Source organism: Tistrella mobilis (assembly GCF_041468085.1).
Lineage (GTDB): Bacteria > Pseudomonadota > Alphaproteobacteria > Tistrellales > Tistrellaceae > Tistrella > Tistrella mobilis_A.
This window is the reverse complement of the sequence record NZ_CP121014.1, coordinates 673,217-687,734: the sequence shown is the minus strand read 5'-3', so window position 1 is coordinate 687,734 and position 14,518 is coordinate 673,217. Positions and strand designations below refer to the sequence as shown.

General features: G+C 68.1%; 11 protein-coding genes. 4 read left to right on the top strand and 7 right to left on the bottom strand.

Annotated features, from left to right (window positions below; translation table 11 throughout):
- Positions 1–16: 16 nt before the first annotated feature.
- The gene (locus P7L68_RS02800; RefSeq protein ID WP_371998902.1) at positions 17–1,279 is read right to left on the bottom strand and encodes a serine hydrolase domain-containing protein; all 1,263 of its coding nucleotides are present in this window, start codon (positions 1,277–1,279) and stop codon (positions 17–19) included.
- Positions 1,280–1,484: 205 nt separating this feature from the next.
- Here P7L68_RS02800 and P7L68_RS02795 point away from each other — a divergent pair, with 205 nt between their 5' ends.
- Entirely contained in the window at positions 1,485–3,770 is a 2,286-nt protein-coding gene (locus P7L68_RS02795) for a mechanosensitive ion channel domain-containing protein (protein WP_371998901.1), read from the top strand.
- 19 nt (positions 3,771–3,789) lie between these two features.
- Here the strand turns inward: P7L68_RS02795 and P7L68_RS02790 are convergent, their stop codons facing one another.
- The 6 genes from P7L68_RS02790 to P7L68_RS02765 form a co-directional block, all read right to left on the bottom strand.
- Positions 3,790–4,035, bottom strand: coding sequence for a type II toxin-antitoxin system ParD family antitoxin (locus P7L68_RS02790; RefSeq protein WP_371998900.1), 246 nt, complete (start codon positions 4,033–4,035; stop codon positions 3,790–3,792).
- Positions 4,036–4,079: 44 nt separating this feature from the next.
- Positions 4,080–4,790, bottom strand: coding sequence for a TetR/AcrR family transcriptional regulator (locus P7L68_RS02785; RefSeq protein WP_371998899.1), 711 nt, complete (start codon positions 4,788–4,790; stop codon positions 4,080–4,082).
- Positions 4,791–4,842: 52 nt separating this feature from the next.
- On the bottom strand, positions 4,843–6,150 hold the full coding sequence (locus P7L68_RS02780; RefSeq protein WP_371998898.1) for a TRAP transporter large permease: 1,308 nt from the start codon (positions 6,148–6,150) through the stop codon (positions 4,843–4,845).
- Complete coding sequence (locus tag P7L68_RS02775) at positions 6,147–6,680, bottom strand: TRAP transporter small permease (RefSeq protein WP_371998897.1); 534 nt, start codon at positions 6,678–6,680, stop codon at positions 6,147–6,149. Before P7L68_RS02775 ends, P7L68_RS02780 begins: the two co-directional genes overlap by 4 nt.
- Before the next feature lie 74 nt (positions 6,681–6,754).
- Positions 6,755–7,903: a C4-dicarboxylate TRAP transporter substrate-binding protein gene (locus P7L68_RS02770; RefSeq protein ID WP_371998896.1), complete on the bottom strand. Its 1,149-nt coding sequence runs from the start codon at positions 7,901–7,903 to the stop codon at positions 6,755–6,757.
- A 97-nt stretch (positions 7,904–8,000) separates the two neighbouring features.
- Positions 8,001–9,218, bottom strand: a complete 1,218-nt coding sequence (locus P7L68_RS02765) for a serine hydrolase domain-containing protein (protein ID WP_371998895.1) — start codon at positions 9,216–9,218, stop codon at positions 8,001–8,003.
- 257 nt (positions 9,219–9,475) lie between these two features.
- On the opposite strand from P7L68_RS02765, the gene P7L68_RS02760 reads away from it, so the two are divergent.
- The 3 genes from P7L68_RS02760 to P7L68_RS02750 all read left to right on the top strand — a co-directional run bounded on the left by P7L68_RS02760 (position 9,476) and on the right by P7L68_RS02750 (position 14,427).
- Positions 9,476–11,437 carry a flavin-containing monooxygenase gene (locus P7L68_RS02760; RefSeq protein ID WP_371998894.1) on the top strand — a complete coding sequence of 654 codons (1,962 nt, stop codon included), beginning with the start codon at positions 9,476–9,478 and terminating at the stop codon, positions 11,435–11,437.
- Between the two features lie 96 nt (positions 11,438–11,533).
- A complete protein-coding gene (locus tag P7L68_RS02755; protein WP_371998893.1) occupies positions 11,534–13,180 on the top strand; it encodes an AMP-binding protein in 1,647 nt (548 codons plus the stop codon).
- A gap of 131 nt (positions 13,181–13,311) precedes the next feature.
- Entirely contained in the window at positions 13,312–14,427 is a 1,116-nt protein-coding gene (locus P7L68_RS02750) for an ISAs1 family transposase (protein WP_371999247.1), read from the top strand.
- Positions 14,428–14,518 lie beyond the last annotated feature (91 nt).

The window sequence follows — 14,518 nt, the reverse complement described above, 5'->3', positions numbered from 1 at the left end:
CAGATTCTTCCCGAAGTCACGCTCGCACCAGGGCCATCGCATCCACCAGCGCCTGCCCCCGCGCATTCAACAGCAACCCCGCCCCCAGCTTCGTCATGGTATAGCCGAACGCCATCCCGCGTTCCGGGTCTGCGAAGCCGATCGAGCCGCCGGCGCCGACATGGCCGTAGGCGCGGTGGCCGATGATCACGCTGTCGGCCGGTTGCGGGCGGCGGCGGTTGTCCATGCGGAGCATGAAGCCCGGGCCGAAGCGGGTGGGTTGCAGCAGGGTGGCGTCGATCTGGGTGGCGGAGCTGGCCTCGGCGAAGCCGGCGACGGTGTCGGCGTCGAAGCCGAGCGCCGCGCCGGGCAGGGTGGCGGCATAGAGCGAGGCGAGCGCGCGGGCATTGGTGATGCCGCCGGCGGCACCGATTTCGGCGGCATGGCCCTCTCGCGTGTTCGCGCCACGGCTGCTGTACGTGCCGTTGTTGAACACGAACAGATGCTGGATCGTGCCCGGCTGCTTCGCCGCGGCGAGGAAAGGCGTGAGCTCGGCACCGCGCCGGGCGCGGCGGACGATCACCGGGGCGACGCGCGGCTCGACGCTTTCGGGCAGGCCGATCCAGAAATCGAGGCCGAGCGGCCCCGCGATCTCTTCGGCGAAAAAGCGGCCCAGGCTGCGGCCGTCCACCCGGCGCAGCACCTCTGCCGCCATGAAACCCATGGTGATCGGGTGATAGCCGGTGCGGGTGCCGGGCTGCCAGAGCGGCGCCTCTTCCTCGATCCGCGCGATCATATAGGCGTAGTCGGTGACGCAATCGGCCTTCAGCGGCGCGGTCAGCACCGGCAGGCCGATGCTGTGGTCCAGGATCATCCGCACCGTGGCTTCGCGCTTGGGCGCGGGGTCGGGGGCGCGGCCGGCGAATTCCGGCCAGATCTCGACCACCTTCTGATCCAGATCGAGCAGGCCGCGCGCCGCCGCCAGATGCAGCGCGATCGCCGTCGCGCCCTTGGTGGCAGAGAAGATCACCGAAACCGTGTCTTCCGCCCAGGCGCGGACCGGGCTGTCGCCATCCGCCCGCACCGCCAGCCCGCCCCAGAGATCGACCATCAGCCGGCCGTCCTGCACCAGCGCCACCGAGGCGCCGACCTCGTCGCGTCCGGCGAAATTTGCGGCGAAAGCCCGGGCCACCGCCTCGTATGCCGGGTGGCAGCGCCCCTCGATCCGCAGCGCCCCGTGTTCGGCGCTGTCGACGGTGGCGGTCCAGGCGGCGGCATCGGGGTGGAGCGGGGCGGTCATGGGTGGCGTGTATCCCTGGGATAAGGAAGGTGGTGAGCGGGTCCGTTATAGCCCATCCGCCCTGCGGATCGCCATTGAAGCCGCCCGCGGCTGGCCTCATGATCGCGGGCGGTCACGCATGGGCGAAGCGATGCGGATCGCGAGACACAGGGGCGGGAGGATGGGCCATATGCCGATGGGCCGGATGGTCAGGAACGGGCGGGGCATGATGCTCATGGTCCTGGCGGGTGTGATGTGGCTGATGCTGGCGAGCGGCGGCAGCCCGGCCGCGGCAGCCATGCCCCAGATGATGCTGGTCCAGCAACAGAGCGCCGCGGCCCCGGCGGCGCCGGCCCCCACCCCGGCCCCAACCCCGGCCGATCCCGAGCGGGTGCGCGAATTGATGGGGCTTCTGGCCGACCCCACGATCCAGGCCTGGATCGCCGCACAGGCGGCGGCCGGGACCGCCGCGCCCGGGTCACCCCCTGCCCGGACGACCATTCTGCCGGCCGATGCGGCCGAGCGCCGGATGATGGCCGAACGCCTGCTGACGGCGCGCATCGACGGCATCCGCGCCTTTCTCGCCACGCTCAGCGACGGGTTGCCGCGCGTTCCGGCCGAACTTGCCGCCGCCGGATCCACCTTCCGTGACCGGATCGGTGCCCGCACCGGCGCGGTGATCCTGCCGCTGCTGGGTTTCGCGCTGCTCGGCTGCGGCTTCGAATGGGCCTTTACCCGGGCGACACGGCCGCTGCGCCAGAGGATCGAGGCGCACCCGACCGACCGGCCGCGCATGCGGTTGCGTGTGGCAGGGCTGCGTTCGCTCTATGGTCTGGGCGTGCTCGCGGCCTTCGCCCTCGGCAGCATCGGCGCCTTCGCGGTGATGCCCTGGCCGCCGATGCTGCGCCAGGTGGTGGCGTCCTATCTGCTGATCGTGCTGCTGCTGCGGCTGGTCACCGGGCTTGGCCGTATCCTGCTCTCCCCCCGGGTGCCGCGCTTCCGCATCGTGCCGATGAGCGATGCCGCCGCCCGGCACTGGATGCTGTGGTCGGCCGTGCTGGTCGGCTGGTACGGGCTGGGGGATGTCACGCTCGACCTGCTGCACGGGCTGGGCATGGCGCCGGGGCCCTGGGCGGCGCTGGGGCTGGGCATCGGCCTGGTCCTGCTGCTGCTGACCCTGATCGCCACCTGGACCCGGCCCGAAATCGACGGCGAGGGCCGCGCCCATCGCAGCCGGTCGCTTGCCACCTGGCTGTTCTCGATCTATCTGGTCGGCGTCTGGATGCTGCTGTTCACCGGCTCCATCCAGCCCTTCCAGGTGGCGATCGTGCTGCTGGTGCTGTTCGTGGTGCTGCTGCCGGCCACGCGTCGGGCGGTCTCTCATATCGTCCGGCCCGACGACCAGCCGGAGGGCGTGGTGGCGGAACCCGTGGCCGCGGCGCCGGTGCATGGCGGCGGCGAGGGCGGCGGGGTGATCGTCTCGGCCGGCCCCGCGCCGTCGATGATCGCGATTTCGGTCGGCCGCGGGCTCAGGGCGTTCTGGCTGCTGGGGGCGGCGGTGCTGATTGCCGGGATCATCGATTACGATCTGGCCGAACTCACCCGGCGGGAGACGCCGTTGCAGCGGGTGATGGGCGGCATCTTCCAGGCGGTGATGATCGTGCTCCTTGCCGACATCGCCTGGCGGCTGGCGGCGGCCTGGATCGACCACCGGCTGATGCGCGCCGCCCATGACGGCGCGACCGGCGGCGAGGACGCCCTGCGCCGGCAGGCAAGGCTGCGCACCCTGCTGCCGATTCTGCGCAATCTGCTGCTGGCGGTGCTGGGGGTGATCACCATCCTGATGGTGCTGTCGTCGCTGGGGGTGGAAATCGGCCCGCTGATCGCCGGTGCCGGCGTGGTCGGCGTCGCGATCGGCTTCGGCGCCCAGACCCTGGTCAAGGACATCATCTCGGGCATGTTCTTCCTGTTCGACGATGCCTTCCGGGTGGGCGAATACATCGAAAGCGGCAGCATCCGCGGCACGGTGGAAAGCTTCTCGCTGCGCTCGATGAAGCTGCGCCACCACCGCGGCGCGCTGCACACCATCCCCTTCGGCTCTCTGGACAAGATCACCAATTATTCGCGCGACTGGGTGATCGACAAGCTGACGGTGAAGGTCACCTATGCCGCCGATCTCGACAAGGTGAAGAAGATCATCAAACAGGTGGGCCGCGACCTGCAGCAGGATCCGGAATTCGCCCCCAACATCATCGAAACCCTGAAGATGCAGGGCGTGGAGCAGTTCGGCGATTATGCCATCCAGCTGCGCCTGAAGATGATGACCAAGCCCGGCGAACAATTCGTCATCCGCCGCCGCGCCTATGCGCTGATCAAGAAGGCGTTCGAGGCCAACGACATCGCTTTCGCCTTCCCGACCGTCTCGGTCTCGGGCCAGGGCGGCGATGCGGCCGCGGCGGCCCAGGCGACGCTGGCCGCTTCCGCGGCGGGGGAGGATGGGAAGGCGGGGTGAGAGAGATGAGGCGGGCGGCTCAGCGGATGAGATGACGTTCGCGCATCCGCAGCTTGAAGGCCTCGACGTCGAGCGCCTGCGGCTCGCCGCTTTCGATGCCGTCGGTGACCGCGGTCTGAAGGGCGGCGATCGCTTCCCTGCGGGCGCGGTCGCGGCGGATCAGGTCACGCACATAGTCGCTTGCGTCGCCGTACCGGCCGCCGTCGACCTGGCCTTCGACCCAGGCCTTCATCGCATCGGGCAGGGATACGTTCATCGTTGCCATTGCCGATCTCCTCTGATGCAGAGAGTCTCGTCGCGACGGCGGCCTCACCCCGGCAACATCGCCGCCACCTCGGGCGAAAGCGGCGCTTCCAGCGCGCCGCAGAGCGATTCGACCAGGCAGTCGAGCGCATAGGGCTTGCCCCAGAGCCCGCCGCCGGTGGGGTCGGCCTCGAAGGCGGTTTCGCGCACGGCGAGGCTGGTGTTCATGAACAGCACCATATGGGCCAGACGCTGGCTGATCACCGCCGCCGGCAGGGGCGCCATCAGCCGGCGCAGATGTTCGATACAGCGCATATAGCTGGACCGCCAGCGATCGCCCACCGCATCCAGGAACATGGCGCGGTGGTTGATCTGCATGGCGACGATGAAGCGCATATGGCCGAAGCCGATCGGCAGCGTGCGATGGGCATCCGGGTCGCCGGCCCCGGTGGTTTCCACATCCAGCAGCAGGCGGACGATGTCGGCCACCCGGCGCGGGCCGCCTTCGGCTTCCATCCGGTCCAGACAGGCATTGCGGGCCCGGTCGCTGCGCTGGGCCGCCTCGACCACCAGTTCGCGGATCAGCCCTTCCTTCGAGCCGAAATAATAGTGGAGCGAGGCGCCGTTGCGCATGCCGGCTTCGGTGACGATGTTGCGCACCGATACCCCGTCGATGCCGCGGGTGGAGAACAGGCGCATGGCCGCGAGCTTGAGCTTTTCGCGCGTGGGATCGGTCTGAATGGGCTCCCCGGCGAGGGGGGCGGGTTCGGCGGACATGCGCTACTCCTGGGGTCTTCCGGCGGCAGTCTACGGATCTTCCGACCATTGGTTATCCGAAACGGCCCGGAAGATACATGATCAAATCAGGCACCAGCATCAGCAATGCCAGGACGGCCAGATCCATGACCAGGAACCAGAGGATGCCACGGAAGATGGCGGAGGTTCTGACCAGATCGCCGACCACGCTTTTGATCACGAAGACATTCATGCCGACCGGCGGGGTGATCATGCCGATCTCCAGCAGCTTGGTCAGGATCACGCCGAACCAGAGCAGGCTGAAGCCGGTGCCGTCGACGATCGGCAGCACGATCGGCAGGGTGAGCAGCATGGCGCCCACCGGTTCCAGGAACAGGCCGAGCAGCAGATACACGATCACCACCCCGGCCATGATCAGCACCGGATCGGCGCCCAGCGCCAGCACCTGTTCCGAGAGATAGTCGGCCGATCCCGACAGCGCCAGGAAGCGGGTGAGCAGGGTGGCGCCGATGCCGATGATGATCAGGGTGGAAGTGGTGAGCACCGTGTCGACGATGGCGGCCCCGAACCGCGCGCGGGTGAGGCTGCCCTTGGCCAGTGCGATCACCACCGCCATCAGCGCACCGACCGCCCCGGCCTCGGTTGCGGTGAACACGCCCGAGAACAGGCCGCCGAAGATGCCGATCATCAGCAGGATCACCGGCCAGGTGTCCTTGAGCGCCGCGATCCGTTCCGCGGCGGGCGTGCGGACATCCACCTGCGGCGCCAGCGCCGGGTTCAGCTTCACCCGGATCACGATCACCAGCACATAGCCGATCGCGGTGATGACGCCCGCGGCGATACCGCCCAGAAACAGGCCGGTGACCGGCACCTGAGCGACCACGCCGTACAGGATCAGGATGATCGAGGGGGGGATCAGCGCACCGATCGTGCCCGCCACCGCCACTGAGCCGGTGGCGAGTTCGGGATGGTAGCGCGCCTTCAGCATTTCCGGGATGGCGATCCGGCCCATGGTCGCCGAACAGGCGATGGACGAGCCGGAAACCGCCGCGAAACCGGCCGAGCCCATCACGGCCGCGACCGCCAGCCCGCCCGGCACCCGTTCCAGCCAGACCCGTGCCGCCCGGAACAGGCCCTGGGTCAGCTGGCCGTGATAGCAGACGAAACCCAGCAGCAGGAACATGGGCACCGAACTCAGCACCCAGTTGGCCGCGAACTGGAAGGGCAGCAGGCCGAGCGAGCCCCAGGCCACCTTCCAGCCCATCAGCATCCACAGCCCGCCGAAGGACACGCCGATCAGCGAGATGCCGATGGGGATGCGCAGCGCGATGAACACCAGCAGCAGGCCAAGCCCGGAAAGGCCGATCTGAACGTCGCTCACAGCCCTGCCTCCGGTCCGGATGCGGCGGCCGGCAGATCATCGGGCCGCCGGCGCAGGAAATTGGCGAAGCGGTAGATGACCAGCAGGGTCATCAATCCCGCGCCCACCGGCAGCGCGTAATAGGCCGGCCAGATCGGAATGCTGGACGACCCCTGGATCTGCGCCGCGCCGATCGCCTGCTGTTTGAGCGCCTCTTCCAGGCCTCGCCAGGTGAGCAGGGCGGTCACCAGCCCGGTCGGCACCAGCATCCAGCCTTCCAGCATGTTGCGGCCGCGTTTCGGCAGAAGATCGGTCACGATCTCCATCGAGATATGGGCACGGCGCAACTCGGCGAAGGCGAGCGGCACGAAGGCGGCGATCACCATGTAATAATAGGTGACGACGGTGAGGGTGCCGGGCAGCGGCGTACCCAGCAGATAGCGGAAGGCGACGTCGAGCGAGACGTGCAGCATCATCAGCGCGATCGCAATGCCTGCGATGAGCGTCGCGAGCGAGGTCGTCCGCGCAAGCAGGCGGCCGGGCGTCGACATGGGAACGGGACCTGTCGGGTTCTGGGGATCGGGCAAGGCCCGCCCCGGCCGGCTGGGCCGGGGCGGCGCGCGCCTTACATGCCGTGGGTGTTCACGTCGACTTTGGAATAGATCTCGTCCCAATAGAGCCGGGCGAGGTCTTCACGGGTCTTGGCGGTGCGGGCAAGGCCCACCCACTTGATCAGGGTTTCGCGGAACTCCGACAGCATTTCCTCGCCGCGGGTGACGCCATAGCGCTGCTGATAGGCGGCGGGCATCGCCTTCAGATAGCCGTCGACGAAGCTGCGGGTCGCCTCCGCCACGGCCGGATCGGCCTGATGGACCTGCACCCCCTTGGCCTTCACCTTTTCAAGAATGTCGGCCTGGTTGTTCTCGTAGGCGAGGCTGGCTTCGGCCGAACCCAGCGCCGCCGCCTTGAGCAGGGCGGTGCGGGCCTCGGGGCTGAGGTCCTGCCAGGCATCGCGGTTGACCTGAGCCATCGAGGCGACATAAACGCCGCCGGGCGCGCCCATGGTGATGTGCTTGACCGACTCACCCATGCCGAAATTCTGCACGTCCGGCACCGACAGGATGATGCAGTCCAGCACGCCCTGGCTCAGCGCCTCCAGCATTTCATTGCCTGACATGGTCACCGGCGCCGCACCCACGGCTTCCGACCAGCCGGCCCAGTTGGCGCCGCCGATGCGCAGCCGGGCGCCCTTGAGGTCGTCCATGGTCACCACCGGCTTCGTGCAGTTCAGCGCATAGCCCGGCGTGCCGGCGGCGGCGGTGTAGACCTGGTTCTGCTTCGCGAACTCGGCATTGCACTCAGGGCATTTCGTCAGGATGTATTCGGCCATGGCCGCCGAATAGGCCTGCGCCTCCACGCCGGTCGGATCTTCCGGCAGGGTGCTCAGCATCATCGAGGCTTCGAGCAGCAGGTTGGTGTGCGGAAACTCGGCCGGGAAATAGGTGCTCATCACCGTGCCGATATCGGCGAGCCCGTCGCGCAGACCGCCCGAGGTCTCGGCCATGCTCAAGAGCGACATGGGGAAGACCTTGATGGTGACGGCGTCGCCGGTCTCTGCCGCCATGGTCTTCGCCATGGTCTCGCCCGCCTTGACCAGGAACGAGGCCGGCGGATGGCCGATCGCGAAGCGCAGCTGATCGGCCGAGGCGGCGGTGGCGGTCATGGTCAGTGCCGCCAGAGCCGTGGCGAGACCGATCCCCTGGATCGTCTTCATGGTGGATATCCTCCCGTGTGGTGCAGATGCGTGCGGCATACCGGGCGTGGCGCCGGGTGCCGTCTGTCGTTGTGGTGGTGGACGCCGTGGTGGCCGCTCAGGCGCCGAGGGCGGCATAGGCCGCATCGACCAGCGACTGGCCGCGCGGGTTGAGCAGCAGGCCCGGACCCATGCGGGTCATGGCATAGCCGAAGGCGATGCCGGCCGCGGGATCGGCGAAACCGACCGAGCCGCCGGCGCCGACATGGCCGAAGGCGCGATGGCCGATCACCAGGCTGTCGGCCGGTTGTGGCCGGCGGCGATTGTCCATGCGCAGCATGAAGCCGGGGCCGAAGCGCATCGGCTGCAGCAGGGTCGCGTCCAGATGGGTGGCGGAGCTGGCCTCGGCGAAACCGGCCAGGGTGTCGGCAGAGAAGCCGAGCGGCCCGCCCGGCACCAGCGCCGCATAGAGCCCGGCCAGGCCGCGGGCATTGGTGATGCCGCCCGCGGCGCCGATTTCGGCCGCATGGCCCGCGCGGGTGTTGACGCCGCGGACGGCGAAATCGCCGCTGTTGAACACGAACAGATTGGCGATGCTGCCCGGCTCGCGCGCCGCCAGCAGGAAGGGCGTGGTCTGGGCATCGCGCGGCGGCCGGTGGATGATCACCGGCGCCACCCGCGGTTCGTGCTCTTCCGGCAGGCCGATCCAGAAATCGAGACCGAGCGGGCCCGCGATCTCGTCGGCGAAGAAGCGGCCCAGGCTGCGGCCGTCGACCCGGCGGACGATTTCCGCCGCCAGGAAACCCATGGTCAGCGGGTGATAGCCGGTGCGGGTGCCGGGCTCCCAGAACGGGGTTTCGGCGGCCAGATGGTCGATCATATAGGCGGAATCGGTGATGCAGTCCGCCTTGAGCTGCGGGCGCAGCACCGGCAGGCCGATCGTGTGATCCAGGATCATCCGCACCGTGGCGCGGTCCTTGCCGTTCGCTGCGAATTCCGGCCAGTAGCCGGCGACCGGCCGGTCGAGATCGAGCCGGCCGCGTTCGGCCAGCAGATGCAGCGAGAGCGCGGTTGCGGCCTTGGTGGCCGAGAACACCACCACCAGGTCATCGGCCTGCCAGGGGCGGTCTGCGGTCGCGGCGCCGCCCCAGAGATCGACCACCAGCCGGCCGTCATGGACCAGCGCGACCGAGGCGCCGGCCTCGTCGCGGTCGGTGAAATTCCGGGCAAAGGCCTCGGCCACCGCGGCGAAGCGCGGGTGGCACCATCCTTCGATGGTGATGGTGTCGTCGAGCGTGCGCAAGAACCGCGCCGCGTCGTCATGGCGTGCAGGCATCCGGACCACTCCTCCCGGGCGGGTACCCTTCTTCATCCGCCCTCGGAACGGGGGCAGTGCGGGGCGCTCCGCCAGTCACGACCTCTAAGCCGGTCGTATAAAGCTATCGACTAAAACGTTCGACTTAATTACGGTACCCGGACACCCGATGCGGGTCAAGATGCCCGATGGGGGCGCCCGCCCCGGCAATCAGGCTCAGGATGCATCAGGAGCAATGGGCAGGACGAACCTGCCGCCAAGGGTAAGGAAACCTGACGATGGCCGATCACGCGAACCGGGACGGCGCCCTTGCGGGTGCCGGCGACACTGACCAGGACGCCGCCTTCCGGGCGGCGGTGGAGATCGCCAATATCCCGACGCTGCTGATGGTGCTGGTCCAGCTGACCGGCGACACGCGCTGGCTGGAGCCGCCCTATGCACCCGAACGCGGCCGCGGGCTGGACGACAACGACGACGGCGGCCTGCCGGAGGACGTGCAGGCGGAGATCCGCGCCGCCGCGACCGCGGCGATCCTGGCCTGGCGGGCCGGCCGGCCGGTGGCGATGCCGCGGCCCGACGACGATCTGCTGGTGCGGATGTTGAGCGTGTCGATGGCCGAAGAGGTGCCGGCGGAATATGGCGAGATCATCGCCTCGGGGCTGGGGCTGAAGCCGCACCGGCTGGGTGAGCCGGCGGCGGTGCCGGCCGGCTTCAAGGTGCTGGTGATCGGCGCCGGCGTCTCGGGCATCTGCGCCGCGATCCGCCTGCGCCAGCGCGGCATCGCCTGCGAGGTGATCGAGAAGGGTTCGGATTTCGGCGGCACCTGGCGCGAGAATCGCTATCCCGGCGCCGGGGTCGACACCCCCAACCACATCTATTCTTTCTCGTTCGCGCCGCATGACTGGACCCGCTATTTCGCGCTGCAGGGCGAGCTTTACGGCTATTTCCGCAAGGTCGCGCGCGATCACGGGCTGGAGAGCTGCACCCGGTTCGACACCCGGGTGCTGAGCGCGGTGTGGCAGGCGGAGGCCCGGCGCTGGGCGGTGACCATCCGCCGGCCCGACGGCGCGCAGGAGGTATTGACCGCCGATGCGCTGGTCAGCGCGGTGGGTGTGCTGAACACGCCGCTGGTGCCGCATATCCCCGGCCTCGACAGCTTCCCCGGCCCCTGTTTCCACACCGCCGAATGGCCCGAGGATCTGGATGTCGCGGGCAAGCGGGTGGCGCTGGTCGGCAATGGCGCCTCTGCCATGCAGGTGGCCCCGGCGATCGCGCCCAAGGTCGGGCAGCTGACCATCTTCGCACGCTCGAAGCAGTGGGCGGCGCCCTTCCCGCAATTCGGCAAGGAGATGCCACAACCGATCCGCTTTCTGATTGCGAATATGCCGCTCTATCGGTTGTGGTATCGCCAGCGGCTGGCCTGGACCTTCAACGACCGGGTCCATGCCTCGCTGCAGAAGGATCCCGCCTGGCCGCATCCCGAACGGGCATTGAACGCGGTCAATGACGGCCATCGTCGCGCCTTCGTCAAATACATGCAGCAAGAGCTGGGCGACCGGCAGGATCTGCTGGACAAGGTGCTGCCCGACTACCCGCCCTTCGGCAAGCGCATGCTGCTCGACAACGGCTGGTACCGCACCATCGCCCGCGACAATGTCGACCTGATCACAGACCACCTGGCCGAGGTGCGGGGCAGCACGCTGGTCTCGCGCGGGGGTGAGGAACGCGCGGCCGACATTCTGGTGCTGGCCACAGGCTTCAAGGCGACCGAATTCCTGGGCTCCTACGAGGTGCGCGGCCGCGACGATCAGGCGTTGTCGGAGGTCTGGAACGGCGATGATGCGCGGGCCTATCTGGGCACCGCCGTGCCCGGCTTCCCCAATTTCTTCATGCTGCTGGGCCCGAATGTCGGCCTTGGACACGGCGGCAGCATCATCTCGGCGGTGGAGCTGCAATGCGACTATCTGTTGAGCGCGCTCGACGAGATGTTCCGCCGGGGCTCTGCCACGATCGAGGTGCGCCAGCAGGTCCATGACGACTACAATCGCAGGGTCGACGAGGCCCATGCGAAGATGGTCTGGACCCATGAGGGCATGGAGAACTGGTACCGCAATTCCCGCGGCCGGGTGGTGGCGATCACCCCCTGGCGCAATGACGATTTCTGGCGCATGACCCGCACGGTGGCGCCGGCGGATTATGTCTTCGACGGCCGGCCGGCCGCCGCGGGCGATGCGGCCTGACGAGACGACAGAGACGACAGAGAAGACAAGAGGCCGGCGCAGACAAGGCGCTGCGACCGGCCCGGCGTGGACATGAGCAATGGGAGAGACGCCCCGATGACGATCGTGGTCGAGCAGAGCCCCGAGGGTCCGGTCCATTTCGATGCGCGCATTCCCCCGCGCGACCGGGTGGTGACCCGCGACCTCATCGACCGGCTGGCCGTGGAGCAGCCGGACAAGGTTTTCGTGAAATTCGACGACACCGGCGAGGAATGGAGCTATGCCCGTTTCCGCGAGCTGATCGTCCAGACGGCGCTGGGCCTGCAGCAGCAGGGCGTGGTGCAGGGCGCGCATGTCCTGGTCTGGATGCCCAATGGCCGCGACCAGATCCGGGTCTATTTCGCGCTCAACTATCTGGGCGCGGTCTATGTGCCGATCAACACTGCCTATCGCGGTTCGCTGCTCGCACATGTGGTCGATCTGTCGGATGCCAGCCTGGCGATCGTGCATGCCGATCTGGTCGAGCGGCTGTTCGACGTGCCGACCGCCCGGCTGGAGCGGCTGATCGTCTCGGGCGGGCGCATGCCGGAATGCCCCCTGCCGGCGGAGCGGCTGGAAGAGGTGCTGCTGCCCGAGACCGGGACCCTGACGGCGCCCGCACGCCGGATCGAGCCCTGGGACCCGATGGCGATCATCTACACCTCGGGCACCACCGGTCCGTCGAAGGCGGTGCTGGTGTCCTATCTGCACATCTATACCAATGCCGGCCCCGATGCCTGGCCCTTCGTCACGGGCGAAGACCGCTATCTGATCAATGCGCCGATGTTCCATATCGGCGGCATGGGGCCGATGTTCGTGATGCTGGCCCGCGGCGCGTCTTTCGCGCTGGTGGAGCGGTTCGACACCGCCACCTACTGGCAGACCGTGCGGCGCAACGGCGTCACCGTCTCGTTCCTTCTGGGGGTGATGGCGACCTTCCTGGAAAAGCTGCCGCCCTCGCCCGACGACCGCAATCACGGGCTCCGGCTGGTGCTGGTGGTGCCGCTGGGCGATGCGGCGGTCTTCGCCGAACGTTTCGGGGTCGAGGTCCGCACCATCTTCAACATGACCGAGATTTCGAGCCCGATCGTCTCGGAAGCCAACCCGCCGCTGAAGGGCACCTGCGGCCGGATGCGGCCGGGGGTGGAGGTCCGGCTGGTCGACGACAATGATTGCGAGGTGCCGGTGGGGCAGGTGGGCGAGATGATCGTTCGCACCGACCGGCCCTGGGCAATGAACAGCGGCTATTATCGCAACCCCGAGGCGACGGCCAGGGCCTGGCGCAATGGCTGGTTCCACACCGGCGACGCCTTCATCCGCGATGCCGCGGGCAATTATTTCTTCGTCGACCGACGCAAGGACGCCATCCGCCGCCGGGGCGAGAACATCTCGTCGCTGGAAGTCGAGGCCGAGGTGACGGCCCATCCCGACGTCCGCGAGGCCGCCGTGGTCGCGGTGCCGAGCGAGATGGGCGAGGACGACGTGCTGGTCTGCGTCGCCCCGGTCGAGGGCCGGACCATCGATCCCGAAGCCCTGATCGAATTCCTGCGCCCGCGCATGGCCTATTTCATGATCCCGCGCTATGTCCGCGTGCTCGACGCCCTGCCCAAGACGCCCACCGCCAAGGTGCTGAAGCACGAACTCCGCGCCGCGGGCATCACGGCCGACGCCTGGGACCGCGAGGCGGCGGGGTTGCGGTTGAAGTCGGAGCGGTTTGCGAGCTGAGCGATCTGGGGGCGGCGCCGTCTGGCGGCGCCAGAACCGGGGCGTTTCGGAGGCAGGGGAATCGCATTTGAAAATCCCGGGTAGCGGAATGGTCAGAGATGGATTCTTTATTCGGTTCCAAGGAGGAACCGATGCCATCTCTGATCACCATCCTGCGCCAGGTGCCCGACCCGCGCACGGGTAACGCGAGACGCCATGAGCTTCTGGACCTCCTGGTGATCGCGTTGACGGCTTCGATCTGCGGCTGCGAGAGCTGCGTCGATTTTGCCGACTTCGCAGAGGACCGCGAGGAGCTCTTCCGGGAGTTTCTCAGCCTTCCCAACGGCTTGCCAAGCCATGACACGTTCTCGCGGCTGTTCCGCCTGATCGATCCCGCAGCGTTGTCGGCGTGCTTCTCACAGTTCCTCGACGATCTCGGAGCCGATGGTCCCGGCGTAATCGCCATTGATGGCAAAACGCTCCGGCGTTCGTTTGACCGGGCTGCGGGTAAGAGCGCGCTGCACGTGGTGAGCGCCTTTGCCGGCGAGGCCGGGCTGGTGCTCGGCCAGGCGGCGGTTCCAAAGGGCGGCAACGAGATCACCGCCGCCCGCGCCCTCCTCGCCATCATCGATCTGAAGGGCATGCTCGTCACCGCTGACGCGATCCACTGCCAGGGCGAGACGGCGCGCCTCGTGCTGGAGCGCGGCGGCGACTACCTCTTCGCGCTGAAGAAAAACCGCCCCGCCACCCTTGCCGACGTCGAGACCTGGTTCGCCGATCCGGCGACGGCGCCGGCCGAGACGCTGCAAACCACCGACGCAGACCACGGCCGTCTGGAGATCCGTCGGCACGAGGTGGTTCATGACGTCGACTGGCTGTTCCCGGAAAAGCGGGACCCCGACCGGCCTGCCATGCCGGCGCTCGCCACCATCGCCCGGGTCGTCGCCACCGTCGAGCGGGACGGAAAGACAAGCACATCTACCCGCTATTACCTCTCCTCCGCCCGCTTGTCCGCCGCCGCCTTCGCCAAGGCCGTCCGCGGCCACTGGGCCATCGAGAACGGCCTGCACTGGGTTCTCGACACCACCTTCCGCGAGGACGAGGCCCGCGCTCGCAAGGACCACGGCCCGGAAAACCTCGCCATCATCCGAAAACTCGCCCTCAACGTCCTCAAAACTGCCAGGCCAACCATCTCCATCCGTCGCAAGCGAAAGCGATCCGGATGGTCCGATGCATTCGCCCGATCCGTCATCGGGCAAATGCGATAGCCCTGGTTTCGGAGGCGTTGGTCCTGTTCCGGGGGCCGTGACTATGGTATGGTGAACGCACATGCAGCATGGACCGGCCGGGGTGTCGACG

What these genes read in the sequence shown, in the direction of transcription:
- P7L68_RS02800 (WP_371998902.1), bottom strand. Translation starts at nt 1,279, where the DNA reads ATGACCGCCCCGCTCCACCCCGATGCCGCCGCCTGGACCGCCACCGTC.
- P7L68_RS02795 (WP_371998901.1), top strand. Translation starts at nt 1,485, where the DNA reads ATGATGCTCATGGTCCTGGCGGGTGTGATGTGGCTGATGCTGGCGAGC.
- P7L68_RS02790 (WP_371998900.1), bottom strand. Translation starts at nt 4,035, where the DNA reads ATGGCAACGATGAACGTATCCCTGCCCGATGCGATGAAGGCCTGGGTC.
- P7L68_RS02785 (WP_371998899.1), bottom strand. Translation starts at nt 4,790, where the DNA reads ATGTCCGCCGAACCCGCCCCCCTCGCCGGGGAGCCCATTCAGACCGAT.
- P7L68_RS02775 (WP_371998897.1), bottom strand. Translation starts at nt 6,680, where the DNA reads ATGTCGACGCCCGGCCGCCTGCTTGCGCGGACGACCTCGCTCGCGACG.
- P7L68_RS02770 (WP_371998896.1), bottom strand. Translation starts at nt 7,903, where the DNA reads ATGAAGACGATCCAGGGGATCGGTCTCGCCACGGCTCTGGCGGCACTG.
- P7L68_RS02765 (WP_371998895.1), bottom strand. Translation starts at nt 9,218, where the DNA reads ATGCCTGCACGCCATGACGACGCGGCGCGGTTCTTGCGCACGCTCGAC.
- P7L68_RS02760 (WP_371998894.1), top strand. Translation starts at nt 9,476, where the DNA reads ATGGCCGATCACGCGAACCGGGACGGCGCCCTTGCGGGTGCCGGCGAC.
- P7L68_RS02755 (WP_371998893.1), top strand. Translation starts at nt 11,534, where the DNA reads ATGACGATCGTGGTCGAGCAGAGCCCCGAGGGTCCGGTCCATTTCGAT.
- P7L68_RS02750 (WP_371999247.1), top strand. Translation starts at nt 13,312, where the DNA reads ATGCCATCTCTGATCACCATCCTGCGCCAGGTGCCCGACCCGCGCACG.